This window comes from Hyphomonas sp., assembly GCF_965284475.1.
In the GTDB taxonomy this organism is placed as follows: Bacteria; Pseudomonadota; Alphaproteobacteria; order Caulobacterales; family Hyphomonadaceae; genus Hyphomonas.
The window spans coordinates 2,304,658-2,320,690 of record NZ_OZ260087.1 but is presented as its reverse complement, the minus strand read 5'-3'; the positions used below and the strand labels follow the sequence as shown (position 1 = coordinate 2,320,690).

Annotated in this window: 13 protein-coding genes and 1 tRNA gene; 6 read left to right on the top strand and 8 right to left on the bottom strand. The window is 64.0% G+C overall.

What is annotated here, in order from left to right:
* The first annotated feature begins 114 nt into the window (after positions 1-114).
* On the top strand, positions 115-2,541 hold the full coding sequence (gyrB, locus tag ACQ66M_RS11480; protein WP_430403901.1) for a DNA topoisomerase (ATP-hydrolyzing) subunit B: 2,427 nt from the start codon (positions 115-117) through the stop codon (positions 2,539-2,541).
* 377 nt (positions 2,542-2,918) lie between these two features.
* Entirely contained in the window at positions 2,919-3,104 is a 186-nt protein-coding gene (locus ACQ66M_RS11475) for a DUF3008 family protein (protein ID WP_350170691.1), read from the top strand.
* A 4-nt stretch (positions 3,105-3,108) separates the two neighbouring features.
* On the opposite strand, the gene ACQ66M_RS11470 is transcribed toward ACQ66M_RS11475, so the two are convergent.
* Both ACQ66M_RS11470 and ACQ66M_RS11465 read right to left on the bottom strand, forming a co-directional pair.
* Positions 3,109-3,897: a hypothetical protein gene (locus ACQ66M_RS11470; protein ID WP_430403899.1), complete on the bottom strand. Its 789-nt coding sequence runs from the start codon at positions 3,895-3,897 to the stop codon at positions 3,109-3,111.
* On the bottom strand, positions 3,894-4,616 hold the full coding sequence (locus tag ACQ66M_RS11465) for a hypothetical protein (RefSeq protein WP_350170689.1): 723 nt from the start codon (positions 4,614-4,616) through the stop codon (positions 3,894-3,896). The genes ACQ66M_RS11470 and ACQ66M_RS11465 overlap by 4 nt, the downstream gene beginning before the upstream one ends.
* 232 nt (positions 4,617-4,848) lie before the next feature.
* Here ACQ66M_RS11465 and ACQ66M_RS11460 point away from each other — a divergent pair, with 232 nt between their 5' ends.
* Entirely contained in the window at positions 4,849-5,790 is a 942-nt protein-coding gene (locus tag ACQ66M_RS11460) for a cation diffusion facilitator family transporter (RefSeq protein WP_430403897.1), read from the top strand.
* A gap of 101 nt (positions 5,791-5,891) precedes the next feature.
* On the top strand, positions 5,892-6,872 hold the full coding sequence (gene trxB, locus ACQ66M_RS11455) for a thioredoxin-disulfide reductase (RefSeq protein ID WP_350170687.1): 981 nt from the start codon (positions 5,892-5,894) through the stop codon (positions 6,870-6,872).
* Positions 6,873-6,875: 3 nt separating this feature from the next.
* On the opposite strand, the gene ACQ66M_RS11450 is transcribed toward trxB, so the two are convergent.
* Positions 6,876-7,643: a hypothetical protein gene (locus ACQ66M_RS11450; protein WP_430403895.1), complete on the bottom strand. Its 768-nt coding sequence runs from the start codon at positions 7,641-7,643 to the stop codon at positions 6,876-6,878.
* Positions 7,644-7,769: 126 nt separating this feature from the next.
* Between ACQ66M_RS11450 and ACQ66M_RS11445 the strand changes: the two genes are divergently transcribed.
* A tRNA-Met gene (locus ACQ66M_RS11445) sits at positions 7,770-7,846 on the top strand.
* Between the two features lie 19 nt (positions 7,847-7,865).
* Here the strand turns inward: ACQ66M_RS11445 and ACQ66M_RS11440 are convergent.
* From ACQ66M_RS11440 to ACQ66M_RS11420, 5 genes are all read right to left on the bottom strand, one after another.
* Entirely contained in the window at positions 7,866-9,605 is a 1,740-nt protein-coding gene (locus tag ACQ66M_RS11440) for a tetratricopeptide repeat protein (protein ID WP_430403893.1), read from the bottom strand.
* Positions 9,606-9,751: 146 nt separating this feature from the next.
* Positions 9,752-11,377 carry an ATP-binding protein gene (locus ACQ66M_RS11435; RefSeq protein ID WP_430403891.1) on the bottom strand — a complete coding sequence of 542 codons (1,626 nt, stop codon included), beginning with the start codon at positions 11,375-11,377 and terminating at the stop codon, positions 9,752-9,754.
* Between the two features lie 226 nt (positions 11,378-11,603).
* A complete protein-coding gene (locus ACQ66M_RS11430; protein ID WP_350171304.1) occupies positions 11,604-12,206 on the bottom strand; it encodes an ATP-dependent Clp protease proteolytic subunit in 603 nt (200 codons plus the stop codon).
* Positions 12,207-12,351: 145 nt separating this feature from the next.
* Positions 12,352-14,190 carry a DNA helicase RecQ gene (gene recQ, locus ACQ66M_RS11425; protein WP_430403889.1) on the bottom strand — a complete coding sequence of 613 codons (1,839 nt, stop codon included), beginning with the start codon at positions 14,188-14,190 and terminating at the stop codon, positions 12,352-12,354.
* 48 nt (positions 14,191-14,238) lie between these two features.
* Positions 14,239-15,123 (bottom strand): histone deacetylase family protein, encoded by an 885-nt coding sequence (locus ACQ66M_RS11420; RefSeq protein ID WP_430403887.1) that lies wholly within the window; start codon positions 15,121-15,123, stop codon positions 14,239-14,241.
* 135 nt (positions 15,124-15,258) lie between these two features.
* On the opposite strand from ACQ66M_RS11420, the gene ACQ66M_RS11415 reads away from it, so the two are divergent.
* Complete coding sequence (locus ACQ66M_RS11415) at positions 15,259-15,954, top strand: pirin family protein (protein ID WP_430403885.1); 696 nt, start codon at positions 15,259-15,261, stop codon at positions 15,952-15,954.
* Positions 15,955-16,033: the final 79 nt, after the last annotated feature.

Below are 16,033 nucleotides of genomic sequence, written 5' to 3'. Positions count from 1 at the left end.
TTGTAGAAAACAGGGTCTTTTTTGCGCTGCAAAATACCCCCCGATTCATTTCCCTTATGGGCCGAAACCCCCTATAAATACGGGGAAATCTGACGAATCGACGAGGATGCCAGCATGGCCGAAGACATCACGGGTCAAACCCCCGAATATGGCGCTGACAGCATCAAGGTCCTGAAGGGCCTCGAAGCCGTTCGCAAGCGCCCAGGCATGTATATCGGTGACACCGATGATGGCTCCGGCCTGCACCACATGATCTACGAAGTCGTCGACAATGCGATTGACGAGGCCCTGGCTGGCCATGCCGACCGCGTCACCGTCACGCTCCTGCCCGATGGCAGCGCCGAGATCACTGACAATGGCCGCGGCATCCCCGTCGGCAAGCATACCGGCGAAGGCGTCTCGGCAGCCGAAGTCATCATGACCCAGCTCCATGCGGGCGGCAAATTCGACCAGAACTCCTACAAGGTCTCCGGCGGCCTGCACGGTGTCGGCGTCTCGGTCGTCAACGCCCTGTCCGACTGGCTCGAGCTGACCATCCACCGCGAAGGCAGTGAGCACTGGGTCCGCTTTGTCGATGGCGGCCGCGTCGAAGCCCCCCTCATCACGCGCGGCCCCTCGCCGATGACCGACATGGGCAAGCCCTATACCGGAACGGCCGTGCGCTTCATGGTCTCCGCCTCCACGTTCACGATGACCGACTATGACCGCAAGACGCTGGAACACCGCCTGCGTGAGCTCGCCTTCCTGAACTCCGGCGTGCACATCATCTTCCGCGACGAGCGCGAAGCCGATGTTTACGAGATCGACCTGATGTACGAAGGCGGCGTGAAGGCCTTCGTGCAGCACCTGGACCGTCAGAAGTCGCCCATCGTGCCCGACCCGATCTATGTCATCGGCGAAAAGGATGGCGTCACGGTCGAGGCCGCGCTCGAGTGGAATGACAGCTACCACGAGAACGTGCTCTGCTTCACCAACAATATCCCCCAGCGCGACGGCGGCACCCACCTTGCCGGCTTCCGCGGCGCGCTGACGCGCATCATCAACAAATATGCCAACGAGACCGGCATTGCGAAGAAGTCCAAGGTCGAAATCTCCGGCGATGATGCCCGCGAGGGCCTCACCTGCGTGCTCAGCGTGAAAGTGCCTGACCCGAAATTCAGCTCACAGACAAAAGACAAGCTTGTCTCGTCCGAGGTGCGCCCCGTCGTGGAATCCCTGATGGGCGAGAAACTGTCAGAATGGTTCGAGGAGCATCCCAAGGAAGCTCACGAGATCATGATGAAGATCGTCGAGGCCGCCGCTGCGCGCGAAGCTGCCCGCAAGGCGCGCGAGCTGACACGCCGCAAGTCCGCGCTCGACATCACGAGCCTGCCCGGCAAGCTCGCCGACTGCCAGGAAAAAGACCCCGCCAAGTCCGAAATCTTCATCGTCGAGGGTGATTCCGCCGGCGGCTCCGCCAAGCAGGGCCGCAGCCGGGACAATCAGGCCATCCTGCCCCTGCGCGGCAAGATCCTGAACGTCGAGCGCGCCCGCTTCGACAAGATGCTCTCATCCGACCAGGTTGGCACACTGATAATGGCGCTCGGCGCCGGCATCGGCCGTGACGAGTTCAACATAGAGAAGCTGCGCTACCACAAGATCATCATCATGACCGATGCTGACGTCGATGGCGCGCACATCCGCACCCTGCTGCTCACCTTCTTCTATCGTCAGATGCCGGAGATTATCGAGCGCGGCTATCTCTACATCGCCCAGCCGCCGCTCTACAAGGTAACGCGCGGGCGCTCGGAACGCTACGTCAAGGATGATGCAGAGCTGGAGGCCTACCTCATCGGCGAAGGCACCACGGGCGAAACGCTGATCCTTGCCGACGGCACACAGATCGGCAGCGAAGACCTGCGCGACCGCGTGCGCCAGGCCGCCAATTTCCGCGCCTCGCTCAAGCGCCTCGCCCTGCGCGCCCCGGCAGACCTGATCGAGCACGCCGCGCTTGCCGGCGCGATGAGCGCCAATGCCGCCCCGGAAACGGCAGCCGCTACAGCGGCCCGCCTGAACCTGCTCGCCGAGGAAGGCGAAGACACATGGGAAGGCCGGTTCGAGGATGGCGGCCTCCTCCTCCACCGCACGGTGCGCGGCGTCGATGAAGACGCTGTCCTGCCTGCCGCCCTGCTCGCCAGCCAGGACGCGGTGCGCCTTGCCGAGCGCGCCGCAGGCCTTGCCGAAATCTACGAGAAGCCCGCCATCCTGCGCCAGGAAAAGGGCGGCGACATTCCGGTCAACGGCCCGGCCTCGCTGCTCGACGCGGTGCTCAATTCCGGCCGCAAGGGCCTCAAGGTCCAGCGCTACAAGGGCCTTGGCGAAATGAACGCCGACCAGCTCTGGGAAACCACGCTCGATGCCAACGCCCGCACCCTCCTCCAGGTCCGCGTCGACCATGCTGACGAAGCCGACGAAATGTTCACCAAACTGATGGGCGACGTCGTAGAACCCCGGCGTGAGTTCATCGAGGAATTTGCGCTGGAAGCCGAGGTGGATGTGTAGCCACTCTCTGAGGTCCCCCCATGCGCGCGCACTCACGCGCAACATCACTTTCCTCTCCCCATGAGATCCCGGACTTAATCCGGTATCTCACGGGGCTGCTTCCCCAAGCCCCCTCAAGATGCTTCGGCCTGCGCGGGGGCGATACGGCTGGGGGGGCCTCTTGACGCATTTCGTAACGAACAAGTCACATGACACGCTCTATTGCGGGCAAATACACGCTTTCGGCCAGCGCACCTGCCAAGTCGCGGCGCAAATGCCATAAGAGAAGCGACCTCGAAGCACGGGCGCAGGCTTTCCGGGATGGCGGAAACATCAGGAAACCTTCCCCAGCCAAACGCGTTCTTTCGCAAACCCTCAACGCGAAAGGACCCACCGCCATGCCAGCACAATCCGAAGCCCAGCAGAAAGCCGCCGGGGCCGCCCTTTCCGCCAAACGCGGCGAGACCAGGGTGAAAGACCTCCAGGGCGCCTCGAAAGAGATGTACGACTCGATGACGGAGGCCGAACTGGAAGACATGGCCTCCACCTCGCACGACAACATCCCGGAGAAGAAGGAAAGCTGACCCGCTAACGCACCTTCACGCTCACCGTGTCCACCACGATCATGTCATGGCGCACCGAGAAATTCTCCGGCGTGTCGCAGCGCAGCGATACCTGCACCTCATCCGGCAGGTCTTTCAGGCTCCAGCGCGTATAGTTCGTGGTCACACAGATTGTCTTGGTCTCGCCAACGCCCACATTGGTTTCGTAAGTGTCCGGTTCGCGGTCGATCAGGCGTCCCTTGCGGCCGCGCATCTCGACATCATATTCCTGCATCGCATAGGTGTTGTTCAGCACATCGACACACACTTCGAACTCGTCGTCCGTAACCGGATCGTCAATCACGCGCGTGGCCACGCTAACGATCTGTCCGCCCGGCCGGCCGCCATAGGCGACTGCCGCGTAGGTATTGTTGATCGCGTCATAATACAGCCCGGCATGAAACCGGCAGAGCGACTTGCCCACCATGGGCAGTGAATAGGTCGGTGTCGCCCTGCCGCTGGCACAGATGGACTCCATTTCGCGCTTCATCCGCCGGTCGCACTCGGCCTGTGTCCGCTCGCCCAGCCGGTAGCAGGCATCGTGGCGCGCGCAAACCGGGCGGAACGGGCCGTCCGTCACCGCGCCGACAGTGTTGACAAAGCCTTTCGGCAATTTCGTCTGGATGAATTCCGGCCCGCACCTGTCGGCCGGATCGCGCATCGCCGCCTCGCGCGCGGCATAGTCTGCCGGCACGGGTTCGGGTCTGTCGATGCCCTCTCCGGTCACCGTGCAGCCGGCCAGCAGGAGCACCGCAGCAAGGCCCCCCGCCCTCATGACTGACCGAGCCGCATCTCGACGCCCGCTACCCAAACGCTCTGCCCGTCCACGTCCAGGCCTGCTGCCTTCGCCCGCTCAAGAATGCCCGGCACATCCGGTAAGGACAGGTCGAACGCCACCAGGCGGTCGGTCTCGCCGCGCGTGAACACAATTTTCCCGTCATCCATCTCCAGCGCGTAGCCACTGCCCTTGGCGCCCAGCGCGCCTGCCCAGCGCGCCATCAGGCGCATCGGGTCCGGGCTGGTCAGCGCTGCGCCGGTGAGGCGCCCCACACTGCTGCGCGCCCGCCAGTCCGGCCCGCCCCAGCGCCATTCGCCCGCCGGGCGCGGCTGGTCGACCGAGACAATCGCGCCGCCAAGGTCGGCCGGATGCAGGTGGCTTGCGCAGATGTCCTTCAGGTCAATGTCCCACACGCGGCGGATGCCCAGCGTGTCCACACGCGCCCGTGTCGCCGCGATGTCCTCCACTTCGAAGATCGCCATGTAGCCACCCGGCCCCCCGCGCGCCATGAACCGCGCCGCCGGTGCCGTTTCTGCAACCGGCACCACCACTTCCAGGAACTGATCGCCAATCGCGAACACGCCATTGACCAGGCCAAACTCGCCCACGCCCGGATCCGGGAACGGCGCCTCCAGCCCAAAAACGTCTTTCAGCGTGTCGATCGTGTCAGTCGTGTCGCTGGCAATCACCAGCTGGCGCAGGCGCGGGAATGTCATGGCGGATCCTCCGGAATCTTGTCGCATCAGGCCACGCCCCGGCGCTGCGGGCAAGCCGGGAAGCGAAAATCGCGATGCACGCATGCCCGTGCATCATCCGGGCTGCAGCCGTGCTGTGTTCTTGCATCTGTTCGTGCAGGCCCGGGCGGGAACTGGGCAGCGCCTGTCCCAGCAATTGCAATGCTATCACACAGGAATTGACCCCCGCACGAAACGCCGCCACCTGAGGGGCATGAACACGCATTCCCACGGCCACGGCCACGATCACGATCACGATCACGACCACCCGGACAGTCATGGCCACAGCCACGACCATGCCGATATGAGTTCGGCTGACAGCCGCCGCCGCGTCGCGATTGCCGCCGTGCTGACCGGCGCCTTCATGCTCGTCGAAGTCGCCGGCGGCCTGATCTCCGGCTCGCTCGCCCTGCTGGCAGACGCGGCCCATATGCTGACCGATTGCGGCTCTCTTGTCCTCGCCTGGCTCGGCTACAAGCTGGCCGAACGCCCGGCAGACGCCGCCCGCTCGTTCGGCTTCGCCCGGATGAAGATTCTTGCTGCTTTCACCAACGGCATCCTGTTGATTCTATTGGCGATCTGGATCGTCTGGGAAGCCATCCACCGCCTCATGGACCCGGTCGAGGTGATGGGCGGCCTGCTGATGGTGGTCGCCGTGGCGGGCCTTGTGGTGAACATTATCGCCTTCCTTGTGCTGCATGGGGGGGCGAAGGATGACCTCAACATGCGCGGCGCGCTGTGGCATGTCGCGGGCGACATGCTGGGCTCGGTCGCGGCCATTGCTGCGGCGGCCATCATCATGGCTACGGGCTGGATGGCGGCCGACCCGATCCTCTCGGTGCTTGTCGCCGGGCTTGTCGGCTTTGCCGGCGTCCGCATTGCGCGCCAGTCCGGCCACATCCTTCTGGAAGGCACGCCCGAAGGGCTCTCGTCGGCTGACATCACGGCAGATCTCATCATGCATATCCCTGCTGTTTCAGGCGTCTCCCATATCCATGCCTGGGCCCTGACGGAAACCCAGCGCCTCATCACACTGGAAGTCACCGCCGCGCCCGGTGCCTGTATCGAGACTGTCCGGCGCGAGGTAAAGGCCCGTCTGGCGGAGGCGTTCGACCTCAGCCACGCCACGGTGGAAGTGGTGTCAGAGCCGCATTAGCCTGTCTACACAGCCATGTGAGACACCCCGCCCCTTTTACTTTTCTCCCCGAGTCGCCATACCAGAGCGGACTGGTTTTATGTATCTCAATGGAGGCCCCCATGGCCGACGCTGCCTCGAATACCCGCCACGCGGAAATCCTCATAATCGGCTCCGGCCCGGCGGGCTGGACCGCCGCCGTCTATGGCGCCCGCGCCATGCGCGACGTGCTGGTCGTCACCGGCATCCAGCCCGGCGGCCAGCTGACGATCACAACGGAAGTCGAGAATTATCCGGGCTTTACAGAGATCCAGGGCCCCGAACTCATGGTCAGGATGCAGGCACATGCCGAGGCAATGGGTGCCAAGGTGGCCGATGACCATATTGCCAGCGTCGATTTCGGGTCGCGGCCGTTCCGCGCGGTCGGCGAAAGCGGCACGCTCTACACCGCTGATTCCGTGGTCATCTCGACCGGCGCGCAGGCCAAATGGCTCGACCTTCCCTCCGAGCAGAAATTCAAGGGTTTCGGCGTCTCGGCCTGTGCCACCTGCGACGGCTTCTTTTATCGCGGCCGCGAAGTCCTCGTCGTCGGCGGCGGCAATACCGCTGTGGAAGAGGCCCTGTTCCTGACGAACTTTGCCTCAAAGGTCACCGTCATCCACCGCCGCGACCATTTCCGCGCCGAGAAGATCCTGCAGGACCGCCTGTTCAAGAACCCCAAGGTCGAAGTCCTCTGGAACACGACGCTCGAAGATGTACTCGGAGACGAAAACCCCCTCGGCGTCACCGGCGCCCGCCTGAAGAATGTCGAAACCGGCGAGATTACCGAACGCCCGTTCCACGGCATCTTCATTGCCATCGGCCACGCGCCGGCCACTGAGCTGTTCAAGGGCAAGCTGGCGATGAAATCGAATGGCTACCTGATAACGGCGCCTGACTCGACGGCGACCGACATTCCCGGTGTCTTTGCGGCTGGCGACGTCACCGACGAGACCTATCGCCAGGCCGTCACCGCCGCCGGCATGGGCTGCATGGCCGCGCTGGAAGCCGAACGGTTCCTGTCCGATCAGGAAGCGCTCGCCGATTCCGTGGCAGCGGAATAGCGCCTAGAACATCGATTCCGCCAGCGCCTCGACATCGCGGCTCTTCCAGGTTGCCACCGCTTCTGACAGCGTGCGCGCGCGTTCCTGCATGACACGTTCGAGCTCGCTGCCGACAGGCGCCGCAAGTGCCGCATCCAGGGCCGCCACGACCTCCTTGCGGTATTTTCGTGCGTTCAGCGCCGCCAGCGCGCGGGCGAACTGCCAGTGCAGCGCCGCGTCCGCTGGCGAGGCCCGCATGGCGGCAGCATAGTGGCGCTCGGCATCCTCCATGCTCGCGCCAAGGATCATGGCGCCGAGCAGGCCGCCGCGATTCATCACCTCGACATGCCAGACGGCGAGAAATCCGTGCGCATAGGCATTCTGCGGGTCGTCTGCCAGGACAGCCTCCGCCAGGTCGCGCGCTTCCTCGCCCCAGCCGGAATCGCGTGCCTCCTTCACACTCATCGGGCGTACCAGCAGGGACAGCGCAATCGCCTTTTGCAGCCTGCCCTCGGCATGCTCGGGTTCGGCGCCCAGCGCCCTGTTGGCCGCATCCAGCGCCGCCGACACGAGCGCCGGGGGCGGCTGAACGTCCCCGCTCATCGCCTTGGCCAGCAGCATGCGCGCCCCGAACGCGCAGGCATCAGCGCCGCGATCTGTTGCAACATCAGCGAATGCAGCGTCGTACTGCCCCGCCAGATAGGCCTTCTCGGCCGCCGGGCTCTGCCCCCAGGCAGGCTGGAACAGGCCGAATACAAGGGCCAACATGAACAGCATCACGGCGCGCATCATACAGCTAATCTAATGCGGTCGGAGTGGTTCGGCCAGCGCGTTGCAAAATGCCTCGCAAAAGCTGCAGGAGACATGCTTGCGAGGCGGCCCGCTCCCGTGTAAGAGGCGCCCTCGCATCAGCGAAACGGTTCGGTAGCTCAGCTGGTTAGAGCGCGCGACTCATAATCGCGAGGTCGGGAGTTCAAGTCTCCCCCGAACCACCACCTGCCTCACATCGGTGAATCAATTCGGCTGCAGCGCGATGTCTGAATATTTGATGTCATGGCGGCTGTCGCCGACGGAAACCGGCACGGTCAGCTCGCTGATACGCGGCATGGCGCTGCGAAACGCGACCTCGAAACTGGTTGTCAGGCCGGCAGGTATGTCGGCTTCCCTCTTGCCTGTCATTTCAATGACGTTCGATGAGGAGGCTTTCTCAGCTCCGGTATCATCCGTGGCCCTGGCTCTATCGACCGTGAGCTGAACGGTCTTGTCGGCTGTGTTTCGCACGTCGAATGCGCATGTGGGATTATCCGGATTTGTGCAGCCCAGGAAGGCGAATTCCATTTCACCAAGCTCGAAAATGCCGCCCGGCTCAAAGGCCTGGTCGCGCCGCAGGGTCTTGATGACTGGCGCGTCCGCATCACTCAGGTTCAGGTTCGTGAAGGCCCGCGGATAGGCCTTGTATTCAATCTGGAGGTCCGGCCAGAAGGCCTGAAGGAAGTCAGCCTCCGACCGGAAGATCACATCCCAGCTCGTCACGATTCCCGGCGGCAACTCGCCGTCCCGCTTTCCCGTCAGGCTGAGAACTGACTGGGCCGCTTTTCGCTGGATGCTCTGGCTGTCAAAGGCCAGTCCGCCATAGGTGGAAATTGTCCGGTCGTTCGTGCCCGTGTTCATGAGATCGAACCGACAGGTCGGGGCATCAGGGTTCGAACAGCCAAGGAAATGGACCTTCACACCATCCACTTCATAAGCGTATTCGGGATGATCCGCGTCGACCGGGCGCATGGCCCGCACGTCGACCTGCCGCCCGCCGCGAATGGCGACATCCCGGAATTCCTTTTTGAACTCGACATCCCGCACATGCAATTCGAAGCGAAGCAACTGAAAGATGTTGGCGGGGCGATTGTAGGTCAGCTCGATCTGCGAGGCCTCAAGTGACGGTATGTTCCAGGTGTAATGGGAGGAAGCGACGATATTGCGCGCCTTGTCATCCAGCCATCGCCCCTGCTCATTGATCGCCCAGGATTGCCCGATCCAGAAATCCACAGTGTCGGGCGTGGTATTCATGACCGACAGGACGCATTTGGGCGCTTCCGGGTTCTCGCAGCCCTCAAATTCGAATTGCAGTCCTGACAGTTCGAACCTGGCGCGGGGAATCGCCTTCACCTCATTCTTCTTCGCTGTTTCCGCCTTCAGCTTCTGTACGCGTGTCTGCAGGACCTGATTGTCAGGGTCGAGTTCAAGCGCTTTTTCATAGGCTTCCAGCGCCTTGCGTGGATCGGAGGGCACGAGGATATCGCCGGCGTTCCGCAGCAGGTCCGCCCGACTGCGGGCGGGAACCGTTTCATCTGCACCGGAGGTTTCCACCGTTGTGACGAGCTTGTCAGCCGCCGCTTCGGCCTGGCCCGATACGGCAAGGAATCTTGCATCATTCAGGGCAGGATCATCAGAAGCCAGCAGGGAGGTCAGCGCGGCTTCGTAATTGTCCTTTTCATCGGCGGAAACATTCCCGCCACGCGCATCCGCGCTTTCCAGGACCGAACTGATCGACGCCTGCACGATCAGCGCAATGCGTTCCTCACTGAGCTGAAGCTGCTCCTTCACATCGGCGCGCGTCGCGACGCTCTGGTCAGGGAATATGCGCGCCCTGATCTCGTCATTGATGAAAACGTAAATACCGAGAACCGCGGAAATGACGCCGACAGCCCATGCCAGCCGCGACCAGAAATGGCCCTTCGCGCGATTGTCTTCGGTCATGCTTTCCTCCCCCTGAATCTCCAAGAAGCAAAAGCTACCCGACCAGTCTGCGATGGCCAGAATTTTTCGGAATCCGGCCGGCCTGCGCCGTCAGACATGGTGCAATTTGGCAACACCTCGTCCCGTGGCGCCAGAAGACATGCGCTTCAGGCGCGCTTGGCGCCGAGTTCCCAGCCGGTTTCCTCGTCGTCCATCAGGACGTCGGCCAGTGTTGCCACCAGGGCCCGCGGGCGGATCGGTTTTTCGATGAGGGACGAGAATCCTGCCAGTTCGCAGGCGGCCTGCCGCTCGGCGCTGATATCGGCGGTAACCGCCAGGATAGGGGCAAGCTGATTGGGGCCGCTGGTCATGCGCAGGGCCCGCACGATGGTTTCGCCGCTGCCGCCCGGCATGTGAATATCGGTGAGGATCGCCTGGTAGGGCGCCTCCATCGCCCGCGCGATGGCATCGTCAGCATTGGTGACCGTTTCGACCTTCCAGCCGGCCGCCGTAAGCGCATGCGACATGACCAGCGCGCTGACGGGATGGTCCTCGGCAATCAGGATGTTGCCAAGCGTCAGCGTGCGCATGCGCGGCTTGTGCGGCGTTTCGGCGGCGAGGCGCGGCCCGGCGCGCATCACGGGAAGCGTCACGTTGAAGACCGAGCCGCCGCCCGGATTGTCGGCCAGCGTGATTTCGCCTTTCATCAGGCTGGTCAGCCCCTTGGCGATGGACAGGCCGAGGCCCGACCCGCCATGCGTCTGGGCCGTGGAGGCGCGGGCCTGTTCGAAGGCCTCGAAAAGGCGCGCCTTGTCATCATCCGAAATGCCGCATCCCGTGTCGGAGACGGTCATCCGCAGCTTGAGGCTTCCGCCTGCTTCAATCGTCGACAGTTCGACGCTGACATGGCCATGCTCGGTGAATTTGAGCGCATTGCTCATCAGGTTGAACAGGATCTGGCGCACGCGCATGGCATCGGCTTCGACGCGCATCACGCTGTCGGAATTGACCTGGATGCGCAGGTCGAGGCGCTTGCCGGCTATGCGCGATTGCCAGAGATCGCGCGCTTCGGCGGCGAATTCGCGCAGATCGAAGGGGAACGGGCTGACTGGCAGCTTGCCTGCTTCGAGTCGCGACAGGTCGAGCAGGTCACCCAGCAGGCGGTCGAGATGGTTGCCGCTTTCGCTGATCGTGCGGGCGAGACGGCGCGGTTCGGCGCCGGAGACGCTGTCCTGCAGGATGTCGGCCACGCCGAGAATACCGGTCAGCGGCGTGCGGATTTCATGGCTCAGGAAGGCGAGGAAGGTGGCCTTGTCGCGGGCGACGTCCAGCGCTTTGGCCTGTGCCTGCTGAAGGCGCTGGCCCGAGGCCTTCATGGCGCGGGCGCGCAGGGCATTTTCCTGCGCCACGGCCGAGAGGATCGCGCTGGGGCTGATCAGGCCGCTATAGCGGCCATCCTCGAGGACGACGACGCCGTCCGTCAGCGCGGATGTCTCGCCATCGGCGGCCAGCTTGGCGATCAGGGCAACCGTCGTGCCGATATCGGCCATGACAGGGTGCGGGGTGATGAAACTCGCGACAGAGCGCGCCGCATGAATGTCGCGTCCATTAGGGCCGGCGAGCGCTTCGGTCAGCCGGGCGCGGGTCACCTGGCCCAGCGTCGCCCCGTTGACGATAACGGGCAGCGCGAACAGGGACGGGTCCGACAGGAACAGGCCAAGCGCGGCCTGGGCTGTTGTCTCCGATCCGATCGGAGCGACCGCGATGGCAATATCCTCTACACGTACCGGCATTTTCTAAAGAACGTGTCCCTCACCCGTTAAGGATACAGTGTCCTTGAAATTCGTTTACGCGCTGCAAACGGATCCCTAACGGTTCGTAAACCATGGGCCCGGGGATTCAGGGTATGGGATGATGTGGGGGTGGGGGCGCATACGCACGGCCCGCCATCCGCCAGAGGCGGATTGCAGGCCGCAGTTCAGGGAGCGCGCGAGGCGCTCCCTTCAGCCGGGACTGATCCTATTTGATTTCGCCGCGATGGGTGACGATCTTGCTGACAAGGCCGTATTCAACGGCTTCCTCGGCACTCATCCAGAAGTCACGGTCGGTATCTTCCTTGATCTTCTCAAGGCTCTTGCCTGTGGCTTCGGCAAAAATCCTGTTCAGGCGTTCGCGCATCTTGATGATCTCGCGAGCCTGGATTTCCACGTCCGTGGCCTGGCCGCCGACGCCGCCGCGCGGTTCATGCAGCAGGAAGCGGGTATTCTTCAGGGCGTAGCGGTTTTCCTTGGCAGCGGCCGAATAGATCAGCGCGCCAGCCGAAGCGACCCAGCCCGTGCCGAGCACTTTCACGGGCGCGCCGACAAACTTGATCATATCATGGATCATGTCGCCGCTCTCGACATGGCCGCCGGGCGATGAGATCACGAGCAGGATCGGCTTGTCGCTCTCCGAGGACAGGGCCAGCAGGCGTTCACAGACGCGCTTGGCCTGTTTGAAGTCGATGCCGCCGGTCAGCAGGATGGTGCGGGCCTTGAAGAGGGCTTCTTCAAGGAACGCATTCGGCTCGCCCATTGGCGGGCTTTCGGCTTCGTCGTCGTCGAGGCGGGAATATGGTGACATGTCATCTCCGGACAGGGATTCTGAGTTCGCCGCTATAGGTGAGGCGCGCTGGCGTCCGGGTCAAGGCTGCAGAGGTTAAACCCGTGGAAAACGCTGTATTTGCTTGGGTCCTTCAACGCCAGCAGGCGATGGAGGATGACAGGGCTCAAGCCGCCTCGGCAATAATCCTCGCGACGTCTTCGGCGTAGCGCTGGGCCTTTTTTTCGCCGACGCCGCTGATCTGGCGCAGGGCATCGGGCGAGGCGGGACGTTCGCGGGCGATTTCGGCGAGGGTGCGGTCGTGGAAGATGACATAGGGCGGCACGCCGCGCGCCCTGGCTGTGTCGGTGCGCCAGAGGCGGAGGGCGTCGAACAGGTCCTGGTCGCGGCCTGACAGGTCTGTGAGCGCGGTGGCTGACGCTACGCCCCGCGATTTCGCGGGCTTCCTGCGGGCCGCTGCCACGTCCTCGCGCAGCATCAGCGTGCGCTCGCCCCGGAAAAGGGCGCGGGCCGCCTCGCCATCCGGCACGATGATGGACGGGCGCATCGTGTCGCCGCCCTCGGCCAGCATTCCGTCGAACAGGAGCGCATCGAACACGCGGTCCCAGCCGGGCTTGGCGAGGTCTTTCCCGACACCGAACGTGGACTGGGTGGAGAGCTGTTCGTCGAAGCCGTCCCTGGTGGTTCCCATCAGGTGGAGGATGAGGCGCCCGCGTCCGACCTTCTGGCCGCAGCGGATGACGGCCGAGACGGCCATCTGGGCCCAGCGCGTGGCATCATGCGCCTGCCCCGGCACGGCCGTGCAGACATCGCAGACGCCGCAGGGCTCGACATTTTCCTCGCCGAAATAGCGCCGCACGGCGCCGCGCCGGCATTCGTCGCCATTGAAAAAAGCAAACAGCTGGCGCGTCTTGGTCAGCTGGACACGTTTCACGTCCTCCGGCGCATCGCCCTGATGCGTCCATGACAGGGAGCGGGCCATGTCCGACGGGCCATAGAGGGCGATGCCTTCGGCCGGTTCGCCATCGCGCCCGGCCCGGCCGACTTCCTGCCAATAGGCTTCCAGTGTCTTGGGCGGATCGGCATGGATGACAAAGCGCACGTCCGGCTTGTCGACGCCCATGCCAAAGGCGACCGTGGCGCACATGACGAGCCCCTCTTCCAGCAGGAAACGGCGCTGGCGGTCCTGGCGCACATCGGCGTCGAGCCCGGCATGATAGGCGAGCGCGGGCACGCCGGCGCGCACGAGCGCCTCGGCGACATCCTCGGTGCCCTTGCGGGTGGCGGCGTAAACGATGCCGGAGAGGCCCTGTTTCGCCTTTACGAGCTGGACCACACGGGCCGTGCGGCCTCCGCCCTTGGGTTCGGCCGAGAGGGTGAGGTTCGGGCGGTCGAAGCTGGCGACGTGCAGGGCCGGATCGGTCAGCTGCAGCTGGGCGAGAATGTCGTCGCGGGTGCGCGTATCTGCGGTGGCGGTCACGGCGAGGCGGGGCACGCCGGGGAAGAGTTCGCGCAGGCGCCCAAGGGCGCGATAGTCCGGCCGGAAATCATGGCCCCACTGGCTGACGCAGTGCGCCTCGTCGACGGCGATCAGCGAAATGTCCATGCCCGCAAGGCGCTGGGCAAGGCCCGTGCCGAGGCCCTCGGGCGAGACATAGAGCAGATCCATCTCGCCGCGCTCTGCCGCCTCCAGCGCTTCGGCGCGGGCGGTGAATTCCATCGAACTGTCCAGCCGCTCGGCCCGCACACCGACCTGTTTCAGCGCATCGACCTGGTCCGACATCAGTGCGATCAGCGGCGACACGACTATGGCGCAGCCGGGCCGGATCAGCGCCGGGATCTGGTAGCAGAGCGACTTGCCGCCGCCGGTCGGCAGCACCGCGAGCGCATCTCGGCCTTCCAGCACGTCGCTGATCACGTCCTCCTGCAGGCCGCAGAAGGCCTTGAAGCCATAAACGCGCTGCAGGATCGCGCGGGCATCCTTGATCTGGGGGCTGGGAGGCATGGTTTGTGTTGTGAGCGCGTGCGTGAGTCGGGGCAAGCCCCTGAACGGCTAATTCAGCGCCGCCACCAGTCCGCAATGGCGCCGCGCGACGGCGCGGGGATCAGTGCTGTAGCCGCCGCCGAGGACGCCGCAGAGCGGGATGGCGCGTGAGGCGCAGGCTGCGGCGACATATCGGTCACGCGCGCCGAGGCCTTCATCGGTCAGGCTGAGCAGGCCGAGACGGTCATCGGCGTGCGGGTCGACCCCGGCATTGTAAAAGACAAGGTCCGGCGCAGTGGCAAGGGCCTGTTCCACGAACGTCTCCAGCGCGGCCAGATAGGCCGCATCACCCGTGCCCTTCGGTAAGCCGATGTCGAGATCGGAAGGCGGCTTGGTGCGCGGCCAGTTCTCCTGGCAGTGGAGTGAGGCGGTGAAGACGCGCGGTTCGCCAGCGAAGATCAGGGCCGTGCCGTCGCCATGGTGAACGTCGCAATCGATCACGGCCACGCGGCGGACCGCGCCTTCCTCCAGCAGGAGTTTCGCCGCGACGGCAACATCATTGAAGACGCAGAAACCAGCGCCGGCCTCCGGCCCGGCATGATGGCTGCCGCCAGCGAGATTGACCGCCGCGCCATGTTCCAGCGCCAGACGTGCCGCGAGGCAGGTGCCGCCGACAGCCGCGCGGGAGCGGCGGGCAATGGCGGGGGTCATCTCGAAGCCGATGGTGCGGGCAGCCTTTGCATCGAGTGTCTGGCTGAGAATGGCGCTGACATAGGCGGGCGCGTGGGCGAGGTGGAGCCAGTTTTCGGGCGCATGGACCGGGGCGATGAAGGCATGCCCCTCAGCCTGCAGCATTTCGGCAACCAGTGCGTATTTCCGCATCGGGAAGCGATGGTCGTCAGCCACGGTATGGGCGTCATAATCAGGATGATGAACCAGCGGCAGCATGCGCATCTCAGGTAGGAGTTTCCGGGGCCACGTCCAGTCATACGCAAATTGCATAAATGTGATCCGGCACCTGCCCTACAACGGATTCCAGGCCATGCCATATAGGGCTCAACACGAACACAAGCCCGATGGAGCACACCGATGATTGACATTCGACGCTTTGAAAGCCTGGGCCGCTTCAAGAATGAGTGGCTCAATGCAAACTATCATTTCTCCTTCTCCGGATACCATGATCCGCGCCGCATGGGCGAAGGCGCCCTGCGCGTCTGGAATGATGACACGATCCAGCCGCACACCGGCTTCCCGCCGCATGGCCACCAGTCCATGGAGATCATCACCTATGTCCGCACAGGGGCGATCACTCACAAGGACTCGATGGGCAATCATGGCCGCACAGAGGCCGGTGACGTTCAGGTGATGAGCGCTGGCAGCGGCGTCCAGCATGCGGAATGGAATGAGGAAGACGAAGCCACGACCCTGTTCCAGATCTGGATCCAGCCGCGTTCGGCGGGTGGCAAGCCCGGCTGGGGTGCGCGCAAGTTTCCCAAGGGCGAACGCTCCGGCAACTGGGCCGTGCTGGCCTCTGGTGACGGTGCCAGTGACAGCCTGGTGATCAACCAGGACGCCCGGGTGCTCGGCGCCACACTCAAGACCGGCGAGACGCTGACCTATGAGGTGAAAGCGGGTCGCCATGGCTATCTCGTGCTGGCCGCCGGATCGGTGCGCCTCAATGGCGACGTGCTGAATGCCCGTGACGGTGCGGCGGTGACCGGCCCCGACACCCTGACGCTGGAAGGCATTGACGATGCCGAGATCGTGTTCGTCGACACGGTCTGATGTGGCCGCTCACAGCGCTGTGACTTCAGGAACCGGCGGCGGCGTAGTATGTTATGTCATGGAACCTTCAGGAGGATCA